This is a genomic window from Streptococcus sp. SCPM-O-B-23252 (M501) (assembly GCF_058200355.1).
This window is the reverse complement of the sequence record NZ_JBYQGS010000001.1, coordinates 242851-261545: the sequence shown is the minus strand read 5'-3', so window position 1 is coordinate 261545 and position 18695 is coordinate 242851. Positions and strand designations below refer to the sequence as shown.

The window sequence follows — 18695 nt, the reverse complement described above, 5'->3', positions numbered from 1 at the left end:
ACACCCTCCTTATCGTTTCTTAATACTTTATTCTATCATATTTAGGGCTAAAGTGAAAGCAAGGGAAATAAAGAAAATCCCTAGCCTCCTGGAGGGATAGGGATTTGAATATTATGGTAAATACAAGTCAGCTGACAAACCATAATGGTCGCTAACGAGAGGCTGACTAGAACCATCAAACACAACTTCTAGCCGTTCGATAACCCATTCTTTTGAGGTGAAAATATAATCAATCCGCAAGGGTACTTGATTATCATCCCATCCATCAATTCCAGGACCTACAGTGTAAGTCCCCTTGGTCTGGCGAGCTTCAATAAAGCTATCTTGAAGAGCTAGCGGGCTCGCTAAAATGGCTTCATAACCTTCTTGCCCAGCTGGATTATTAAAGTCCCCAGCTAAAATCAAAGGCTTTTGCAATTGGCTAAAGCGTTCTTCTAAACGCGCCCACTCTTGCTGGAAGCCTTTGTCCCACCAAGAGAGGTGAACACTGGCAACAGCAATGTCTTTCCCATCAACTTGGGTTTCTGCAATGGCAATCCGTCGTGTATGATAATCTGTTGGATCATTCACATCTGAAACCAAGAGTTCGCTTGCCTGGATTGGGGTACGCGATAGAATCGCCACGCCTTCATGATAACGGTCATAGCCGATATGGTTATAAGCCCATGTCCAGTGGTAGCTCAATCCTTCTTCTTCTAATTTTTCAACTAAACAACGAACATAGTGATCCTGATGGATCGGCTCCGCAGAAGGAGTTGGATGGTACAAGTCATTAACAGGAACAACTGGACTTTCGATGGTCTGATTTATTTCTTGGAAACAAATCACATCGTATTGCTTTGCAAGAATGTCTTTTAATAAGTCCTCAAATTTTTGTTGGGGATTTTCTTCCATCCAACTATGAGTGTTTAAAGTTAAAAATTTCATGATCCTACTCTCCTAATAGAGAATTCCCTGTATCCAATAGATACAAGGAATAACTCTCATAGATTATAATTCAACCTTAGCAACCACAGCATCTGCTGGAAGTTGACCAGTTTGTGTAAGAGTGACAGATTGAATAGCTGCACCATTTGTGAAGACTACAACTGTTGTAGTTGCACGTCCAGCTTCACGAATAGCATCCAAATCTGCTTCTACCAATAGGTCTCCCGCCGCCACTGTTTGGCCTTCTTCTACCTTCACTGTGAAAGGTTTACCTTCCAGACTTACAGTATCAAGACCGATGTGAACGAGGACTTCAAGACCAGATTCTGTTACCAAACCAAGCGCATGTTTGGTAGGGAAGACGCTTGTCACCTTACCAGCTACTGGTGAAACAATCTGACCATTTGCTGGTTCAACTGCAAATCCGTCACCCATCATTTTTTGTGAGAAGACTGGATCTTGAACTTTTTCTAATTCAATGACTTGTCCTTCAGCAACTGAGTGAACTTCTTCCGTCACCCCTTTAAAGGCAACTTCTGCTTGTTGAGCCGCTGTCTTTTGACTTGGAAGAGTTTCAGGAATCACTTCACCTGAGTCTAACAAATCTTGGATATCTGATTTCAAGACGTCCGCTTTTGGACCGTAAATCGCTTGGACACCTTGTCCTTTCATGACAAGTCCCATTGCTCCTTCAGCCTTCCATTGTTCTTCTGTTCCGACTTTTGTTTCGTCTTTAACAGTCACACGAAGACGAGTCATACATGCATCTACATCGACGATATTGGCACGACCACCAAGAAGGTTGATCACGTTAACTGCTTGAGAAGCAGCGGCCACTTTACCTGAACCTGAAGTTTCAGATGCATCTACATCTCCTTCAGCTTGTTCGTAGTTTCCATTACGTCCAGGAGTTGCGTAGTTAAATTTCTGGATCATGAAGTTTGCAATGAAGTACATGATCACAGCAAAGAGAATCGTTACCCAAATGAAGTTAAAGATGTCCATACCAAGGCCAGCTTTAATGGTCATTGGTGTACGAGTCAAGAACTCAATTGATCCAAATGAATGGACACGGAGATTGACGATATCTGCCATCGCGAAGGCTGCACCTTGTACCACTGCATAAACGAGGTAAAGAGGCATTGCTACGAACATAAACATGTACTCGATTGGTTCTGTAACCCCTGTGAGGAAGGTTGCAAGAGCAGTCGCAATCATCATCCCTTTGTATTTGTGTTTCTTATCAGGGTCTACATTACGGTAAATGGCAAGGGCAACCCCCATCAAGATACCGAATGAACCGATCATTTGTCCCACTTTGAAACGAGCAGGTGTGACAGTATCCAACAAGTGTTGGTAAGTAGCAGGGTCAGAAACTTTTGTATTTCCTAAGTCTGTAATCCAAGCCAACCAAAGTGGATCTTGACCAAATACTTGAGTGCCTTTTGCTGCACCAGTTAACACTTCATAAGTACCACCCAATTGTGTGTAGTTGATTGGGATAGTCAACATGTGGTGAAGACCAAATGGAAGCAAGAGACGTTCCAAGGTACCGAAAGCAAATGGTGCTAAGATTGGAGCAGTCTCTTTTGAGTTAGCAATCCAAATACCAAAGTTGTTAATTCCTGTTTGGACTACTGGCCATAAGAATGACAAGATAAGAGCCACAATTGCAGAACGAAGGATAACGACAAATGGAACAAAGCGTTTCCCGTTAAAGAATGATAGGGCATCTGGTAACTTGCGGTAGTTGTAGTATTTGTTAAAGGCTGTTGCCCCTACAAAACCGGCAATAATCCCAACGAAAACTCCCATATTCAAGGCAGGTGATTCTAACACACTCGTGAAGTAATCAGCAACCTTGATAGATCCACCAAGAAGTGTTTTCACCTTCGCTTCTGGATCTTTCAGCATATCTCCTGTTACACCGAACATCACACCAGTGATCCGGTTAATCAGGATAAAGGATAGACCTGCTGCAAAGGCCCCACCCGCACGTTCTTTCGCCCAGCTACCACCGATAGCGAGAGCAAAGAGGATGTGGAGGTTTCCGATAACCCCCCAACCGATCTGTTCAAGAACACCACCGGTAGTTACCAAGAAACCAAGTTCTGGATTAATCATTGCAATGGTTTTACCAAGACTGATCATCAGACCTGCCGCCGGCATAACTGCAATGACCACCATCAACGCTTTACCGAATTTTTGCCAAAATTCAAAGCTTAATAGACTTTTGAATGATTGTTTATTCATCATTCGACCTCCTTATAAAATTGAAATGCCCGCAATACGAGAAAACGTTTGCATATTTCACTTACTATTATACCACTTTTTTTTCTTTTGTAAAGCCCTTACATGTAAATTTTTAATTCACAAACATTATATACAAAGGCCTTGGGAATACTGTAATCCAGGCAAACGTTTGCTTCTTTCACAAGATTTTAAAAAAATTTTTTTAAAAATTTTTCTTTCTTCTTTTTTGACAAACAAAAAAATCCCTTTGAGATTTCTCATCAAAGGGATTGTTGTTATTCTTGCATTTGGTAGCCGACACCTCGGACAGTTTTGATATAGCTCTTTTGTCCTGGAAGATCTATTTTCCCACGAAGATAGCGAATATAGACATCAACGATATTGGTTTCTGCTGTACTCTCATATTTCCACACCCGCTCTAAGAGTTGCTCCCGACTAAGGACATGTTTGCTTCCCATCAAAGTTGCTAATAAATCATATTCACGACGTGTCAGATCAATTACTTCTTCTCCCCGATACACCATATGATTCTCGACATCAATTCGCAAATTCCGATAGGAAGTGGGAACTTTCATCTGATTACAATGTTGGTCAATAAAATCACGGCCTCTAAAAATAGCGACGATTTTCTCAACCAAATCACTGATCACGAATGGTTTGATGACATAAGATACCGCAAATCGTTGGATACTCTCCATATGCTCTGAAATTTTCTCACGACTATCTAAGACAATCAAGACTGCTGCAGGACGAATCTTGCTCAGACGCTGGGCAAACTCTTCCCCACTCATATCTTCTAGTTCGTAATTGAGAAGAATTAAATCATATTCTGTAGCCTGCAGGAGTTTCAAGGCCATTTCCCCTTGTTCTACCAAATCAACTACATAGCCTGCTTTCTGAAGTTCTAAATCAATAAAGCGCGCTAAATTCTTTTCATTTTCTACTAGTAATATCCGCTTTGTCATAACCTACAATTATTTTTCGTCGTACCAAGAATAGTGGAAGGTACCTTCTTTATCCTTACGTTGGTATGTGTGAGCACCGAAGTAGTCACGTTGTGCTTGGATCAAGTTGGCTGGAAGATCTGCTGAACGGTAGCTATCAAAGTAAGTGATGGCTGCTGAGAAGGTTGGGACTGGCACACCAGCTTGAACCGCAAGAGCTACGATATCACGAACAGATTGTTGATACTTAGCAGTGACATCCAAGAAGTACTCATCCAAAAGAAGGTTAGCAAGGTCTGCATCACGGTTGTATGCATCCGTGATCTTTTGCAAGAAACGAGAACGGATGATACAGCCATCACGCCAGATAGAAGCGATGTCTGCAAATGGCAAGTTCCAGTTGTTTTCTTTAGATGCAACACGCAATTGTGCAAAACCTTGTGCGTATGAAATGATTTTTGAGAAGTAAAGGGCTTGACGGATCTTTTCGATCAACTCAGCCTTATCACCTTCAAATTTAAAAGCAGCTGGTTTTGGAAGCACCTTGCTAGCGTGTACACGTTCTTCTTTGTATGTAGAAATGTAACGTGCAAATACTGACTCCGTAATGAGTGACAATGGCACACCAAGGTCAAGCGCTGATTGGCTAGTCCATTTACCAGTTCCCTTGTTTCCTGCGGCATCCAAGATGTAGTCTACGATTGGGCCATCTTGACCTTCATCATCTTTACGTCCAAGGATGTCCGCAGTGATTTCGATCAAGTAGCTGTCCAATTCGCCCTTGTTCCACTCAGTGAAGATTTCAGCCATGTCTGCAGCTGAAAGTCCAAGCAAGTGTTGCATCAAATCATAGCTTTCTGCGATCAATTGCATATCACCGTACTCAATACCATTGTGGACCATTTTCACATAGTGACCAGCTCCATCAGGACCGATGTAAGTCACACATGGTTTACCATCTTCTGGTGCTTTTGCAGAGATTTCTTCAAGAACATCTGCTACCAATTCATAAGCTTCTTTTTGTCCACCAGGCATGATAGAAGGACCTTCAAGGGCACCTTTTTCACCACCAGAAACACCTGTACCGATAAAGTTGATACCTGAGTTCGCCAACTCTTCATTACGACGGATTGTATCTTTGTAGAACGTATTTCCTCCGTCGATCAAGATATCGCCTTTGTCCAAATGTGGAAGAAGGGCTTGGATAGTTGCGTCAGTACCAGGTCCTGCTTGAACCATGAGCATGATCCGACGTGGTTTTTCGATTGAATTTACGAAGCTTTCAATATCATAGCTTGGCACGAAGTTCTTTTCAGGATGGCAAGCAACAACATCTTCTGTTTTTTCTTTACTACGGTTATAGATAGCAACTGTGTATCCACGAGATTCAATATTAAGGGCAAGGTTACGACCCATTACGGCCATACCAACAACACCAAAGTTTGCTTTTGTCATGTGACACTCCTCTTTATAGTTTGCCTATATTCTACCATTTTTTGACATCAAATGAAAGTAGAAAATCATCCCCTGCCCCTTCATGTAGAAAGATAGCTCCTATCTACTTTGAAGCAAAGAACAAAAAGTGCCTGAGTTACAGTTCTCAGACACTTTCCAATCGATTCTACTCATCGGCTTTAGAAGTTCATTCATTGGCTTCAAGAATTCTCACTACTTGTTGACCTGCATCATTTCTAGCTTCGACTTACTGCCAGAAAAGGACATTCAATTCCTGTTCCAGCACCCTATCTTCACCTTCCTTCAGCGAGCCTCTTGTCAAAGATTATTCTTCTCCGTCAAATAATCCTTGAAGACCAGCAAAGGGACTATTTTCTTCTTTCTTAATCGCTTGAGCTTCTTGGTACTCTTCCTCTGTCATGATCTTCCAATCATTGCCTTCGATAAACCCTTGTCCAGCCTCCTCTTCTGGAGTGAGGACCTTGAGAGGAATATTAAGCAGGATATTATCCGCTACGCTTTCACTCAGGTCAATTCTGCCCCCTTCAATAGGAAGAATCAGATCTTCCTCAAGAGCCTCGATATCTGCATCAGACTGTACATCCTCAGCGAACACCTCTGTCACAGGGTAGCTTTCTTGGAGTTCAACAGGTTCCATGCTTCGACTAGATGCCAAAACGATGGTGTAGTTCAACTGGTAATCCAAGACATAAAGACCTGTATCATGAGCTACTCGACCTGTCGCTGTCACATTCTTCAAATCAAGAATTTCTGGATTACGCTTTTGCAATTCTCTTAACAAATCCAACTCTTGAGCAAATGCTAGTCCTTCAGGATTTTTACGGATTTCTTGTGTAAATAAATTCATTCTATTGTCCTCAAATCTTCTAGATACTACTAGTATATCATGAAGCTGTCCCTTCAACCAAGATGTCTCCTCAAAAATTTGTTATAATCATGAAAAAGATACAGAGACTAGGCAAATTGGTGTTGTACACAAGGGTCCCACATCTCTTGAACAAAAGATGGTCACTTGCTAGGGCATTGATCAATGTTAGATAGAGGAGAATTCATGAAAGAAATCGGAGCAGTTTTTCGGCAAATACGTGAAAGTCGCCACATCTCTTTAGAGGAGGCTACAGGTGGTGAATTTTCGCGCTCCATGTTATCTCGATTTGAAAGGGGGGAAAATGACCTGACGACGCAACGGTTTTTTCAGGCCCTTCAACAAATCAAAACCAGTCTCAGTGAGTTTTCCCATCTAGCTGGAATCGATCAGCACTCTTTTATTCCCAAATTGTTGAAAGAGCACTATGAAAACATGAGCTTGGAACATGATCAAGCCTTGTACCAAAGCTACCAGCTAGCCTATCAGAAAGATCACAAAAAAGAAGACTTATTAGCCAGCATTATTCTCAAGGCCCAAATGCTTGGCAACTATCCTGAGGTAGAGTTGGCCGCTAGCCAAGAGGAACTAGATTTCCTCTATGACTATCTCTTCTCTGTCATGATCTGGGGAAATTTTGAGTTAAGCCTATTTTCACTGACCTCTCCTCTTTTCTCTAGTCAGCTCTATCGACAATACACAGAGGAATTGGTCCAACGGGAGGACTTCAAGCTTCTCCTAGACTCTTCTCTGCCTGCCCTCAACTCTATTTTTCTCAATGGTTTTTTTCTGGCCATTAGTTCAAAAGAATTTGAAGATGCAACCTATTTTGATCAGCTGATCAAGGACCACTTTTACTCTGAAAACGAAGCCTACCTTCGGACGGTTTATCTCTATGCCAAAGGGGAACTTCTTTATCGAAAGGGAGAAAAAGAAGCTGGTCTAGAAAAGATGGAGCAGGCCATTCAGGTTCTATCCATCCTTGATTGCAAGGTTAGTGCCAACTACTACAAACAGGGTATGCAAGAACTTATCAAGGAATCCTGAAAAGAGAGTGGGACAGAAATCGGTAATTCGTTAGAATTCGATTTCGTCGTCCCACCTCCGCACAGTTGAGTAGGGCTGTAAAAGCTGATGAAATCAGCGTAGTAGAGCCCACTCAACCACTGCGTCTTGCTCGACAATCCAAAGACAATTGAGAGGCTAGGACTTTTGTCCCAGCCTCTTTTTGTTGAAAATATGCAACATTTTGATTTTCTTGTTTTTGAGGTCTACAATAGAACCATCAAGCAAAGAAAGAAGGTTCCTTCCATGATGACCAAACTAAAAAGATACTTCCTTCATTTGTTTCTCAAGCATACCAGCGTCTACCTAAAAGATCAGAAACTTCTTCTCTCTGAAGAGGAGAAATTGGAGGTCTTTAAACAGATTGTTCGATCCATCAAACAAGTCCTAGCAACTGTTCACACGAAGGGGGAAGGTTTATGAAACTCTTAGCTCGTAATAAAATTTTTGCCTTACTCAGTCTTTCTCGCTTTTTGAATACCCTTGGTGCTGCCATCTACAATCTGGTCTTTGTGGTCTTTGCTGCCAGCATGCCGCAACCGAGTCTGGCAGTTGGCATTGCCAATCTCATTGTGTTTATTCCTAGCCTCTTTAGCATTTTTGTTGGGATGAAGGCTGACCATACGAAGAAAAAAGCTAACTGGTTGATCCGCATCGGCTTTCTCCAAGCCATCCTCTTCATCCTTATTGCTCTCATGACCAAGATTCCAGGTTACCTGGCCTTTTCGATCGTTTGCTTCTTGAATATTGTGTCAGATTGTTTCAGTGATTATCGCGGGGGCTTGCAACTTCCCATTATGCAGAAGAACATCCCTAGCGAGGATTTAATGGAAGCTTATTCCTTTAATCAACTGCTTAGTATGGTCTGCTCGATTTCTGGACAAGCTCTAGGAGTTTGGCTTCTAGCCATCAGCCATCAAAATTTTGCACTAGTCGCTTCGATCAATGCTCTGACATTTCTCCTTTCTTCCACTTGTCTTTTCATCCGACGCAGTCAACTGACCCACGAACCTATTCAAGTGGAATCTAGTAAGAACGTTTCTTTCCTTCAAGAATGTCGAGACATGTATCGCAATGTCACCACTATCTTTGCAGACGAAGAGGTTCACAATTTTGGAAAACTTCTCCTATCCTTAATTTTTATCAATGCCTTAGGGGGATCCATCTCTGGGATCTACAATTTGCAACTGCTTCACTCTCCCTTCTTTCATTTGAGCTTCAGCCAATCTCTCTTGATTTTAGAAGCTGTAACGATCTTAAGTATGGTCTGGGCTAGCCTGACACCCCATGACTATTTTTCCAAGCAATCGCTCCATCATATCCTACTGTGGATTGCAAGTGGCCTGAGCATCCTTGGCCTCACAAATATTTTGGTGCGCTGGGATATCCTTTCCCTTTTACTCATCACTTTCCTCGGTTATCTTGTTGCAAAAATAAATCCAAAAGTTTCCAGTCTTTTAATGAGCAAACTGCCAGCTGAAAAATTAGCTTCTACCTCTAGCTTTTTGGGACTGATGGTAAGCTTTGCCATGCCACTTGGAACAGCCCTTTTCTCTAGCTTAGCTATCTGGAACCTCTCTCTTGCTTGGGGAATATTTGCCTTCCTTGGTTTCACTACCCTCCTCTTAACAACTAAATAAAAAACCCACCATTGGGTGGATTGAGCTTAAAGACAAAATTATCTTTTATACAATTCTATTAACTTCTATAAAGATAAATACTTTTTATTCTTTAGAGTTATTCAATCATCTACTGAAACTTTCCGCCGTGAGAAAAGTGCTAGAAACAAGGTTGTTTCTAGCACTCGGGAGTTTTGGAACCTTAGGTCCAAAACTAAGTCATGGAACTTCATAGAAGTTCGCTGACGTCCGTACTCACCCAAGGAAAGGTTCTAAGATGATTGTGTCTTCAATCTGAATCCACTGTTTGGTGGATTTTTTTACATATTTCTTAATCTTTCAACCCGCTCAGCAATGGGTGGGTGGGTATAAAAGAGCTTTTGAAAGCCGGATTCTTTTTTAGGATCGTTGATAAAGAGAGCACTACTTGCACTATCAACTTCTCGTTGCATAGGCACACTGTTATCCAGCTTCAAAAGAGCATTAATCATCCCTTGAGGATTCCGTGTTAATTCAACACTGGAGGCATCCGCTAGGAACTCCCGTTGACGAGAAATGGCTAACTGAACCAAAGTCGCCGCTAATGGCGCTAAAACGATAGCAATCAAGGAAAGGATCAGAATAATAATTTCTAAACCACTGCCCCCTTCGCGATCATCATCCCGTCTACGGCCACCGCCCCACCACATCATACGGCCACCAATACTAGAGAGCATGGTGATGGCACTAGCAAGGGCAACCGCAATCGTGGAGATGCGGATATCGTAATTGCGAATATGGCTGACTTCGTGTCCGATGACTCCCTCCAATTCCTCACGGTTCATCACAGCTAGAAGACCTGTCGTTGCTGCAACAGCAGCATTTTGAGGATTGGATCCTGTCGCAAATGCATTCATCGAAGGATCATCTACAATATAAACTCGAGGCATAGGGATTTGAGCTACCATAGCCATATCTTGGACAATATGGTAGAGTTGAGGGGCTTGCTCTTCGGTCACCTCACGCGCTCCGTTCATCCGCATGACGACCTCGGTTGATTGGAAAATCATGCTAAAGGCATAAATCCCACCAATAATCAAAGCTAGGATGACGCCACCAAGTGAGGAGCCTAACCAGAGGTAGCCAACGGCTGCTCCGATGAGAGCCAAGAGTATGAAAAAAGCAATAAGGAGAATCCAGGTTCTCCTTTTATTGCTTGCAATTTGGTCAAAGAGCATATTAGTCTCCTAATCCGCTAAAGTCCACCTTTGGTACTGCTTTTTCTTCTTCAGGCACTTGAAGGAACTCGGCTTGTTTGAAGCCAAACATTCCAGCAATCACATTTGTTGGGAAAGTTTCCAACTTGACATTGTAGTTGCTTGTGACACTGTTGTACAATTGACGAGCATAAGAAATTTTGTTTTCTGTGTTAGTCAATTCTTCTTGCAATTGCATAAAGTTGGTGTTGGCTTTCAAGTCTGGGTAGTTTTCAGCCACCGCAAAGATACCTGCCACTTGACGTGAAAGAGCATCACTTGCTGCCATGGCTTCTGCAGGTGAAGAAGCTTGCGCTACTTGTTGGCGAAGTTGAGTCACTTTTGCTAGTGTATCTCCTTCGTACTTGGCATAGCCTTTAACGGTTTCGATCAAGTTTGGAATCAAGTCATTCCGACGTTTCAATTGTACATCAATTTGACTCCAAGCTTCACGAGTCTGCATGCGGCTTTTCACCAAACCGTTGTAAACTCCAACAATTAAAAATGCGAGGACCACAAGGACCCCAAGAATAATCCAAATCATTTTATTGAATTCCTTTCATTTCTTTAGTACCAGTATATCAAATTTCCCTTATTTTGTGGTAAAATTATCTTATGAAACCAGAAGAATTTTATGTCCGTTTAGCCGACCTTGGCTTCCCATTAACTAATCGACAAAAAGAGCAATACGAACGCTATTTCGAGCTCCTCGTGGAATGGAATGAGAAAATTAATCTCACTGCCATCACAGAAAAAGACGAAGTCTATCTCAAGCATTTTTATGATTCTATCGCTCCCATTTTACAAGGTTTGATCGAAAATCAACCCATCCGTCTCTTGGATATCGGAGCTGGTGCTGGCTTTCCCAGCCTACCAATGAAGATCCTATTCCCTGAGCTAGATGTGACCATCATTGATTCCCTCAATAAGCGAATCAATTTCCTTCACTTGCTGGCTGAAGAGTTGGGCTTGAGCGGAGTACATTTCTACCATGGACGAGCTGAGGACTTTGCACAAGACAAGGCCTTTCGTGCCCAATTTGATATCGTAACTGCCCGCGCGGTTGCCCGCATGCAGGTTCTCTCTGAACTGACCATCCCTTACCTGAAAGTAGGGGGACGTCTCCTCGCTCTCAAGGCCAGCAATGCTCCAGAAGAATTGGAAGAAGCCAAAAATGCCCTCAATCTGCTATTTAGTAAGGTTGAAGACAATCTACAATATGAATTACCAAATGGGGATCCACGCTATATCACTCTTGTAGAAAAGAAAAAAGAAACCCCCAACAAATACCCAAGAAAAGCAGGTATTCCCAACAAGCGACCATTATAAGATGATACTAAAAAGAAGCTGACAGTTGTCAGCTTCTTTTTGAATAAACTAATTTTTTTAACTCTTGCTCTAGGGTATGGTAGTGATGGCGTTCTAAATGAACTCCCTTGGTCGCCACAACCATACTTGCAAAACGGTTGGCAAAAGTTAAGGCATTCTCCACATCTAGCCCTTTCAAAGATGCCGCTATAAAGGCTCCCAGATGACTATCTCCTGCTCCTACAGTATCAACGACTTCTGTCGGAAATCCGGCCACCTCGTAGAACCTACCATCGTATGCGATCGCTCCTTTTTCTCCCAAGGTGACGATGACTAACTGCCCCGTTCTTTGGTAGAGCTTCTTAGCTGCGTCAGCAATCTCTTCACAAGCCGAAAAAGCCTTGGCTTCTGCCTCATTGACATGGAGAATGGGGTGGAGATCATAGATGGCTTCCAAACGCTCCTCGGGAATCAAGAGTCCTCGAGGTCCTGGTGCAAAGATGACTTGACCTTTGATTTTTGACACAGATTGAATCAGTTCCAATCCAGTCGGCTCTTCTACTTCAAGGCCACAGAGATAAATAAAATCGTAGCTTTCCTGCTCCAGAGACTGGAGCCATTCCTTCTGAAAACTATATTCTACTCCATGATCTGATAAAAAGGACCTCTCACCATCCGACTCAATAAAGCAATAACAACAACCATTTGCTCCGGTTACTGAGATTGGAGTCTGGATACCCAGCCTCTCGAGTTCTGCCTTGACAAAGTCCCCGTAGACACCTGTCCCCACTGGCGAGATGAAATCAACATTTTGACCTAAAGCATGAAGCACTGAAGTGACATTAAAGGCACACCCTCCAAGTGACCAAGTCTGCTCATGGATATGGGCGTCTCCTTCACGACTCGGTAGTCGATCCAGATAGACCATAACATCACAAACAGTTGAACCAATCACTAAGGCTTTTGACATGGTTTTCCCCCTCCTATTCTCTATCCTCAACATGGAAAAATAACCAGCACCGGATCGTACTGGTTAGTAAAACTAATCACCCCGATAGATCGGTTGCGGTCCAAATGTTTGGGAAACCGGCATGATTTCAATGCGGTTGACATTGACATGCTTGGGTTGTTGGATGAGCCAAGCCACAGTGTTGGCAATGTCTTCAGGCTGAATGGCATGGGCATCTCGATAGAGAGCTTCTACCCGTTTTTCATCTCCTTTAAAACGAACCTCCGAAAACTCGGTCCCTTCGCAGAGACCAGGCTCAATATTGGTCACCCGAATTCGTTTTCCAGCTAGGTCCGCTCGTAGGTTTAGAGAGAATTGTTTAACGAAGGCCTTGGAAGCACCATAAACATTGGCCCCTGGATAAGGCACCGTCCCTGCAGTTGATCCCATATTGATGACATATCCATCATTTCGTTCCACCATTTGGGGGAGGATTTTCCGGGTCAAATAGGTCAGACCGATAATATTGGTCTGAATCATGGTCAACCAATCTGCAAGCTCTGCTTCATGAGCTGGGGCGAGGCCTAGGGCCAAGCCAGCATTATTGACCAAAACATCCACTCTCTCCCAAGCTTTTGGCAAACTGGCAAGTGCATGATCCACCTGAGAAAAATCCGTCATATCCATTTGAAGGGGATAAAAAGCTTCTCCCAGCTCTTCTTGAAGAGCCTGTAGTTTTTCAATGCGTCTAGCAGCGCCAATCACGCGATGCCCATCGGCAACTAAGCGGTGACAAATGGCTTGGCCAAAGCCAGCAGATGCTCCCGTTACTAAAATTGTTTCTGCCATTTTCTTACCTCCAAGGATTATAGAAGCGACCTTTGTTTACCCAAATCAGGACGATACTCAAGATCACCATGAAGATTGACCCCAAGATAATCAAGCGATCACGAGTGGTCATCTCCTGATAGGTGTACCAGGTCCGTTTTTTATTTTTTCCAAAACGACGCAGTTCCATGGCCGTAGAGATCGTTTCAATCCGCTCCAAAGAACTAAAAATCAAGGGAGAAATCATCTGAAGATTTCCCTTCACCCGTTGGACAAAGTTGGCCTTTTTGGACAACTCCAAGCCTCTTGCTTCTTGCGAGAGCTTGATAATCTGGTATTCCTCCTGCACATCTGGAATATAGCGCAAGGTCAAGCTCACTGAGTAAGCAATCTTGTAGGACACCCCAATCTGGTTGAGACTCGAAGCAAACTGACTGGGATGGGTGGTCATCAAGAAAATGAGAGCTAAGGGAATGGTACACACATACTTCAAAGCTAGGTTGAAGAGATAAAATAACTCTTGGGCTGTAATACTATATGCCCCTAAACCATCTAGAAGAACTGTCTTTGCTCCATAGATTTCTACCCCATATTGAGGGGCAAAAAGATAGACCATCAAGACATTTAGCAGGGCAAAAGCTAAGGCAAAACTCAGAACAAAGGAGATGTCTTTCAAACGAATGCCTGAGGTTGCAAATAAGGAGAGGGCACCTAGACCAATGACCAACAATAAGCGAGTATCGTAACTCAACATGGCAGCTAATGATACCAACAATAAGAAAAGAAGCTTGCTAGCGCCTGATAGGCGATGCAGAAAACTGGTTCCGGCATGGTAGCCGACTAAGCGATTATTCATGACCTTCCCCCTTCTGATTCATATAAAACTGGGTCAAGGCAAGAGGATCGACACCAAGTCGATTTGCCAAGGCGAAAATAGATGTTTCTTTCAAATTAGCCCGTCTCAAAATTTCTGGTTGGGTCAAGAGCTCTGCCGGTGTCAAATCAGCCAAAACCTGCCCATCCATGACCACGACTGCCCGGTCCGAATAATCCAGCATGAGCTGCATATCATGGGTAATCATGACAATGGTATGGCCTTTTTGATGGAGTTCATCAAGGAAATCCATAATTTCCGTATAGTTTCGTTGGTCCTGACCAGCCGTCGGCTCATCGAGGACCAGAACATCTGGTCCCAAGACAAGGATAGAGGCAATGGTCACCCGCTTTTTCTGGCCATAAGACAGAGCAGAGATCGGCCACTTACGAAATTCGTAGAGACCACAGGTTTTCAAGGCTTGATGGACACGACTTTCGATCTGGTCCTCTGGAACATTTCTCAAGCGAAGACCCAGGGCCACCTCATCAAAAATCATGTTGGTCGAGATCATCTGGTTAGGGTTTTGCAGGACATAGCCCACGCGCTCTGCCCGCTCCTTGACACTATCCCCCTTGATATCCTCTCCCTTTGAGAAATAGGTTCCTTCCGTCTGGATGAAGCCACAAATCGCCTTAGCAAGGGTTGATTTTCCAGCCCCATTTTTACCAACAATAGCCAACCGTTGGCCTTTTGGAATGGTTAGAGAAAGATCTTTTAGAATGGGCTGGCTTTCTCGATAGGCAAAGTTCAAATGACCAAGTTCTAGGATTGTCTCTGCCTCTGCTCCTTTTTCAAAATGAGGAGTTGGGATATCCACTGATAAATCCCCAAGTGGTAATTTTTCTACCTTGTCCAAATGCGGTAGCTTGCTGATATCCTGGCCTAACTGGCGAAGAGTCGTTAAATAGAGGGGTTCACGAATCCCATTTTCAGCCAGCAGTGTGGTCCTCAACAACTCATCTGGGCTCCCATTAAAGAGAACTTGCCCTTGATTGATCAAGATGACCCGATCAATGGGACGGTAGAGTACATCCTCCAAACGGTGTTCGATAATAATGGTTGTCGTCCCCTGCTCTTCATGAATCTGATCAATCAGATCTATGATATCCTGACCCGATTTGGGATCTAGATTAGCCAATGGCTCATCAAAGAGCAGGATCGGACTTTCGTCAATCAGGACACCCGCCAAGCTAACCCGTTGTTTTTGCCCACCAGATAAATCTTGAGGCCGATTGCCCAAGAGCTTGCTCAAATCTAAGCGCTCCGCCCAGGTATGGACCCGGGATTTCATGCTTTCCAGCTCCACCATATCGTTTTCAAGGGCAAAAGCCAAGTCTTCTGCAACACTGAGACCAATAAACTGACCATCTGTATCCTGCAAGACCGTACTGACCAAATGAGATTTCTCATAAATACTGAGATCAAAGGCTTCTTTCCCCTGAATGAGGAATTGCCCACTACTGGTTCCCTTATAGATATTAGGGATAATCCCATTTAAGCACTGGCCAATGGTTGACTTTCCAGAGCCAGATGGCCCGACAATCAGGACCTTTTCCCCCTTATAAATGGTTAAGTTGATATTTTTCAAAGTTGGCTCAGACTGTGCCTTGTATTGGAAGGAAAAATCCTTCAATTCAATCATTGTTTCTTTCATTTAGTTCGCCTTTTCCCATAAGAGCGCAAATTGGATGGCCAAATCCGCGATTCGATCCTTGCTATCTAAATCCTCATGACTAGATAAGGTTCGGATATCCCATTTTTCTTCCGAGAGGTGGTCTGCTGCGTAGAAGAAATGGCAGAGCTCAAAGTCCCGAAAAGCTGCTAAGGCAGCTACTGCAGAACACTCCATATCCACACAGATAGCTCCTGCTTCCATTCGTCGCTTCATCTTGTCGATGGTTTCCCGATAGGGAGCATCTGTCGTCCACACTTTTCCTGACTGATAGGAAACCTTGTGACTATCCAGAAAAGCTTGGAAGAGAGGAAGACTTTCCTTATTTACTTCCACTTCATCACTAGCTGGAAGATAGTGGTAGCTGGTCCCTTCGTCGCGAAGAGCAGCCGTTGGAATGATGATGGAGGTCGCCTCAATATCTTGGTCCAAAACCCCACAGGTCCCAAAGAGCACCAGTTTTTCCATCCCAAATTGAATCAAATCCTCTATAATCCCTACACAGGAAGCAGCCCCAACTGGTGCATTAAAGACAGCAACCTGTTGGTCTCCAATCGTAATCCCATAGACAATGACTTCAAAGTTGGCCATGGAAGTTCTTGTAATGACCTCATGTTCATAATTTTCAAGGAGGCGCGCAAAAGTTACTCTTGAAAAGCAAGAGATGACTACTTTTGGAAATCCTTCAATGGGACCATGTAGGTCTTGTGGGTTGATAATCGCCTGTCGATTGGCATCAAATTCTTCTAACAGCATCTCTGACTTCTCTTTCATTCATTCTACTTCTAGTCCTCTATTATACCACAAAATCGGCCTCTTTCCTTCTAACAAAGGGGAAAGCAAGCTCACTTGTTCGCCTTTTGTAGTAGAAAATGATACCGAATCTCTCCAAAAGTAAAAGAAAATGGGCCGCTCAACCACTGCGTCTACCGTTGACCTCTTTTATGATGAAAATAGATAACTCTTACTAACTCCTACCTCGCTTTTTTATTTCTTGGCTCGGGAAAAGGGAGAGGGACAGAAATCGATTACCATTTAAAACGACGGTTTCGTCGTCCCTCCCCCGCAAAGTTGAGTAGGCCCGTCCAAGCGAGAATTAGAGCGTGGGAGGGGCCACTCAACCACTGCGTCGATCGTTAACCTCTTTCCTGATACAAAAATGAGAACTTCAATGATTCCCTCCTCGCTCTCTCGTTTCTTGGCTCGGGAAAAATTCGTTTACAAAACGAATTTTTTCTGCTATACTTCTTAGAAGCAAAGGTTTTTAATGTCATCCTGTGAGGTGACAAAGACACAGAATATGAATAATCTGAGGGCCCTTGCTATGCAAAAAATTCATGGGCTCTTTTTTGGTGCCCAAAAGTGAGGTTATTATGAAAGAAGAATCAACTGTTGATTTGCTCCTGGATGTCGATCAAAGTCCGGCACCCCTAAAAGGAATCTTATTAAGTTTCCAACACGTTTTCGCCATGTTTGGGGCAACCATCCTGGTACCACTCATCTTGGGCATGCCCGTATCCGTTGCCCTCTTTGCATCAGGGGTTGGGACACTGATCTATATGACTTGTACCGGCTTTAAAGTCCCTGTCTACCTCGGCTCTTCCTTCGCCTTCATCACAGCCATGGCTTTGGCAATGAAGGAAATGGGAGGAAAAGTCGATGCAGCCCAAACAGGGGTTATCCTGACCGGTCTGATCTACGTGCTAGTCGCTGCAGGGGTTAAAGTAGCAGGCACTCGCTGGATTGACAAATTGCTTCCTGCCGTTGTCATTGGACCTATGATTATCGTTATTGGTCTTGGACTTGCAGGATCAGCCGTTAAAAACGCTGGTTTTGTCGAAGGGGGAGATTGGAAAAATGCCCTTGTTGCTGTCGTGACCTTCCTGATTGCCGCCTTCATCAACACCAAAGGAAAAGGTTTCTTCAAAATCATTCCTTTCCTTTTCGCCATTATCGGTGGTTATGTCTTCGCAGTTTGCTTGGGCTTGGTGAACTTTGATCCGGTCCTCAAGGCTAACTGGTTTGAGATTCCTGGTTTCTATCTTCCTTTCAATACGGGTGGGGCCTTCAAACAATACAACTTGTATTTCGGTCCTGAAACCATCGCTATCTTGCCAATCGCTATCGTAACTATTTCAGAACACATCGGTGACCATACGGTGCTTAGTCAAATCTGTGGCCGTCAATTCTTGAAACAACCGGGACTTCATCGTACCCTTCTTGGTGACGGGATTGCTACATCTGTTTCGGCCTTTCTTGGTGGTCCAGCCAATACCACTTACGGTGAAAATACAGGCGTTATTGGGATGACTCGCATCGCTTCTGTTTCCGTTATCCGAAATGCAGCCTTGATTGCTATTTCCTTGAGCTTCCTTGGTAAATTTACTGCTCTCATCTCTACCATTCCAAACTCTGTTCTCGGTGGGATGTCCATCTTGCTCTATGGGGTTATCGCAAGTAATGGTTTGAAAGTCTTGATCAAAGAACGCGTTGACTTCAGCTTGATGCGCAACTTGATTATTGCAAGTGCCATGTTGGTTCTTGGACTTGGTGGAGCAATTCTGAAACTTGGTCCAGTGACCCTATCAGGAACAGCCCTCTCCGCTATGACAGGAATCATCCTTAACTTGATCTTGCCACATGAATCAAACTAAAAGAAAAAGTTCTCAACACTGAG

General features: G+C 43.5%; 16 protein-coding genes and 2 pseudogenes. 5 read left to right on the top strand and 13 right to left on the bottom strand.

Features of this window, described 5'->3' with window-relative positions; translation table 11 throughout:
- Positions 1–111 precede the first annotated feature (111 nt).
- From AC3E6G_RS01225 to AC3E6G_RS01205, 5 genes are all read right to left on the bottom strand, one after another.
- Positions 112–927: an endonuclease/exonuclease/phosphatase family protein gene (locus AC3E6G_RS01225; RefSeq protein WP_023024137.1), complete on the bottom strand. Its 816-nt coding sequence runs from the start codon at positions 925–927 to the stop codon at positions 112–114.
- 63 nt (positions 928–990) lie between these two features.
- On the bottom strand, positions 991–3180 hold the full coding sequence (locus AC3E6G_RS01220) for a PTS transporter subunit IIBC (protein ID WP_117744892.1): 2190 nt from the start codon (positions 3178–3180) through the stop codon (positions 991–993).
- Positions 3181–3455: 275 nt separating this feature from the next.
- Positions 3456–4145, bottom strand: coding sequence for a response regulator transcription factor (locus AC3E6G_RS01215; RefSeq protein WP_117744587.1), 690 nt, complete (start codon positions 4143–4145; stop codon positions 3456–3458).
- Positions 4146–4154: 9 nt separating this feature from the next.
- Positions 4155–5579 (bottom strand): NADP-dependent phosphogluconate dehydrogenase, encoded by a 1425-nt coding sequence (gene gnd / locus AC3E6G_RS01210; RefSeq protein WP_125334835.1) that lies wholly within the window; start codon positions 5577–5579, stop codon positions 4155–4157.
- 325 nt (positions 5580–5904) lie between these two features.
- Complete coding sequence (locus tag AC3E6G_RS01205) at positions 5905–6447, bottom strand: YceD family protein (RefSeq protein WP_048789517.1); 543 nt, start codon at positions 6445–6447, stop codon at positions 5905–5907.
- A 204-nt stretch (positions 6448–6651) separates the two neighbouring features.
- Here AC3E6G_RS01205 and AC3E6G_RS01200 point away from each other — a divergent pair, with 204 nt between their 5' ends.
- The 3 genes from AC3E6G_RS01200 to AC3E6G_RS01190 all read left to right on the top strand — a co-directional run bounded on the left by AC3E6G_RS01200 (position 6652) and on the right by AC3E6G_RS01190 (position 9170).
- Positions 6652–7512, top strand: a complete 861-nt coding sequence (locus AC3E6G_RS01200) for a helix-turn-helix domain-containing protein (protein ID WP_061564258.1) — start codon at positions 6652–6654, stop codon at positions 7510–7512.
- Positions 7513–7776: 264 nt separating this feature from the next.
- Positions 7777–7953, top strand: coding sequence for a hypothetical protein (locus AC3E6G_RS01195; protein ID WP_185759929.1), 177 nt, complete (start codon positions 7777–7779; stop codon positions 7951–7953).
- Positions 7950–9170, top strand: coding sequence for an MFS transporter (locus tag AC3E6G_RS01190; RefSeq protein WP_414280099.1), 1221 nt, complete (start codon positions 7950–7952; stop codon positions 9168–9170). The genes AC3E6G_RS01195 and AC3E6G_RS01190 overlap by 4 nt, the downstream gene beginning before the upstream one ends.
- A 299-nt stretch (positions 9171–9469) precedes the next feature.
- On the opposite strand, the gene htpX is transcribed toward AC3E6G_RS01190, so the two are convergent.
- Together htpX and AC3E6G_RS01180 are read right to left on the bottom strand one after the other, a co-directional pair.
- Entirely contained in the window at positions 9470–10366 is an 897-nt protein-coding gene (gene htpX, locus AC3E6G_RS01185) for a zinc metalloprotease HtpX (RefSeq protein ID WP_048716550.1), read from the bottom strand.
- A gap of 1 nt (position 10367) precedes the next feature.
- Positions 10368–10928, bottom strand: coding sequence for a LemA family protein (locus tag AC3E6G_RS01180; protein WP_048789513.1), 561 nt, complete (start codon positions 10926–10928; stop codon positions 10368–10370).
- Between the two features lie 71 nt (positions 10929–10999).
- Here AC3E6G_RS01180 and rsmG point away from each other — a divergent pair, with 71 nt between their 5' ends.
- Positions 11000–11713: a 16S rRNA (guanine(527)-N(7))-methyltransferase RsmG gene (rsmG, locus tag AC3E6G_RS01175; protein WP_048789512.1), complete on the top strand. Its 714-nt coding sequence runs from the start codon at positions 11000–11002 to the stop codon at positions 11711–11713.
- A 28-nt stretch (positions 11714–11741) separates the two neighbouring features.
- Here the strand turns inward: rsmG and AC3E6G_RS01170 are convergent, their stop codons facing one another.
- From AC3E6G_RS01170 to AC3E6G_RS01145, 6 genes and pseudogenes are all read right to left on the bottom strand, one after another.
- Positions 11742–12662 carry a carbohydrate kinase family protein gene (locus AC3E6G_RS01170; protein ID WP_314837113.1) on the bottom strand — a complete coding sequence of 307 codons (921 nt, stop codon included), beginning with the start codon at positions 12660–12662 and terminating at the stop codon, positions 11742–11744.
- Between the two features lie 72 nt (positions 12663–12734).
- Positions 12735–13490, bottom strand: a complete 756-nt coding sequence (locus tag AC3E6G_RS01165; protein WP_048789510.1) for an SDR family oxidoreductase — start codon at positions 13488–13490, stop codon at positions 12735–12737.
- Between the two features lie 4 nt (positions 13491–13494).
- Positions 13495–14325: an energy-coupling factor transporter transmembrane component T family protein gene (locus tag AC3E6G_RS01160; RefSeq protein ID WP_048789509.1), complete on the bottom strand. Its 831-nt coding sequence runs from the start codon at positions 14323–14325 to the stop codon at positions 13495–13497.
- Positions 14318–15121, bottom strand: a pseudogene (locus tag AC3E6G_RS01155) (energy-coupling factor ABC transporter ATP-binding protein); the annotation flags it as partial. The pseudogene AC3E6G_RS01155 and the gene AC3E6G_RS01160, both read right to left, overlap by 8 nt.
- Positions 15122–15148: 27 nt before the next feature.
- Positions 15149–16000 (bottom strand): annotated as a pseudogene (locus AC3E6G_RS01150) (ATP-binding cassette domain-containing protein); the annotation flags it as partial.
- Complete coding sequence (locus AC3E6G_RS01145; protein WP_125335173.1) at positions 16001–16774, bottom strand: nucleoside phosphorylase; 774 nt, start codon at positions 16772–16774, stop codon at positions 16001–16003. It lies immediately after the preceding pseudogene.
- 617 nt (positions 16775–17391) lie between these two features.
- Here AC3E6G_RS01145 and AC3E6G_RS01140 point away from each other — a divergent pair.
- Positions 17392–18672, top strand: a complete 1281-nt coding sequence (locus AC3E6G_RS01140) for a uracil-xanthine permease family protein (RefSeq protein WP_009731544.1) — start codon at positions 17392–17394, stop codon at positions 18670–18672.
- The last annotated feature ends 23 nt before the right edge of the window (positions 18673–18695 follow it).

Excerpts from the sequence above, each read along its gene's own strand:
- AC3E6G_RS01215 (WP_117744587.1), bottom strand. The coding sequence starts at position 4,145 with ATGACAAAGCGGATATTACTAGTAGAAAATGAAAAGAATTTAGCGCGC.
- AC3E6G_RS01225 (WP_023024137.1), bottom strand. The coding sequence starts at position 927 with ATGAAATTTTTAACTTTAAACACTCATAGTTGGATGGAAGAAAATCCC.
- AC3E6G_RS01170 (WP_314837113.1), bottom strand. The coding sequence starts at position 12,662 with ATGTCAAAAGCCTTAGTGATTGGTTCAACTGTTTGTGATGTTATGGTC.
- AC3E6G_RS01165 (WP_048789510.1), bottom strand. The coding sequence starts at position 13,490 with ATGGCAGAAACAATTTTAGTAACGGGAGCATCTGCTGGCTTTGGCCAA.
- AC3E6G_RS01160 (WP_048789509.1), bottom strand. The coding sequence starts at position 14,325 with ATGAATAATCGCTTAGTCGGCTACCATGCCGGAACCAGTTTTCTGCAT.
- AC3E6G_RS01205 (WP_048789517.1), bottom strand. The coding sequence starts at position 6,447 with ATGAATTTATTTACACAAGAAATCCGTAAAAATCCTGAAGGACTAGCA.
- rsmG (WP_048789512.1), top strand. The coding sequence starts at position 11,000 with ATGAAACCAGAAGAATTTTATGTCCGTTTAGCCGACCTTGGCTTCCCA.
- htpX (WP_048716550.1), bottom strand. The coding sequence starts at position 10,366 with ATGCTCTTTGACCAAATTGCAAGCAATAAAAGGAGAACCTGGATTCTC.
- AC3E6G_RS01200 (WP_061564258.1), top strand. The coding sequence starts at position 6,652 with ATGAAAGAAATCGGAGCAGTTTTTCGGCAAATACGTGAAAGTCGCCAC.
- AC3E6G_RS01180 (WP_048789513.1), bottom strand. The coding sequence starts at position 10,928 with ATGATTTGGATTATTCTTGGGGTCCTTGTGGTCCTCGCATTTTTAATT.
- AC3E6G_RS01190 (WP_414280099.1), top strand. The coding sequence starts at position 7,950 with ATGAAACTCTTAGCTCGTAATAAAATTTTTGCCTTACTCAGTCTTTCT.
- AC3E6G_RS01140 (WP_009731544.1), top strand. The coding sequence starts at position 17,392 with ATGAAAGAAGAATCAACTGTTGATTTGCTCCTGGATGTCGATCAAAGT.
- gnd (WP_125334835.1), bottom strand. The coding sequence starts at position 5,579 with ATGACAAAAGCAAACTTTGGTGTTGTTGGTATGGCCGTAATGGGTCGT.
- AC3E6G_RS01195 (WP_185759929.1), top strand. The coding sequence starts at position 7,777 with ATGATGACCAAACTAAAAAGATACTTCCTTCATTTGTTTCTCAAGCAT.
- AC3E6G_RS01145 (WP_125335173.1), bottom strand. The coding sequence starts at position 16,774 with ATGCTGTTAGAAGAATTTGATGCCAATCGACAGGCGATTATCAACCCA.
- AC3E6G_RS01220 (WP_117744892.1), bottom strand. The coding sequence starts at position 3,180 with ATGAATAAACAATCATTCAAAAGTCTATTAAGCTTTGAATTTTGGCAA.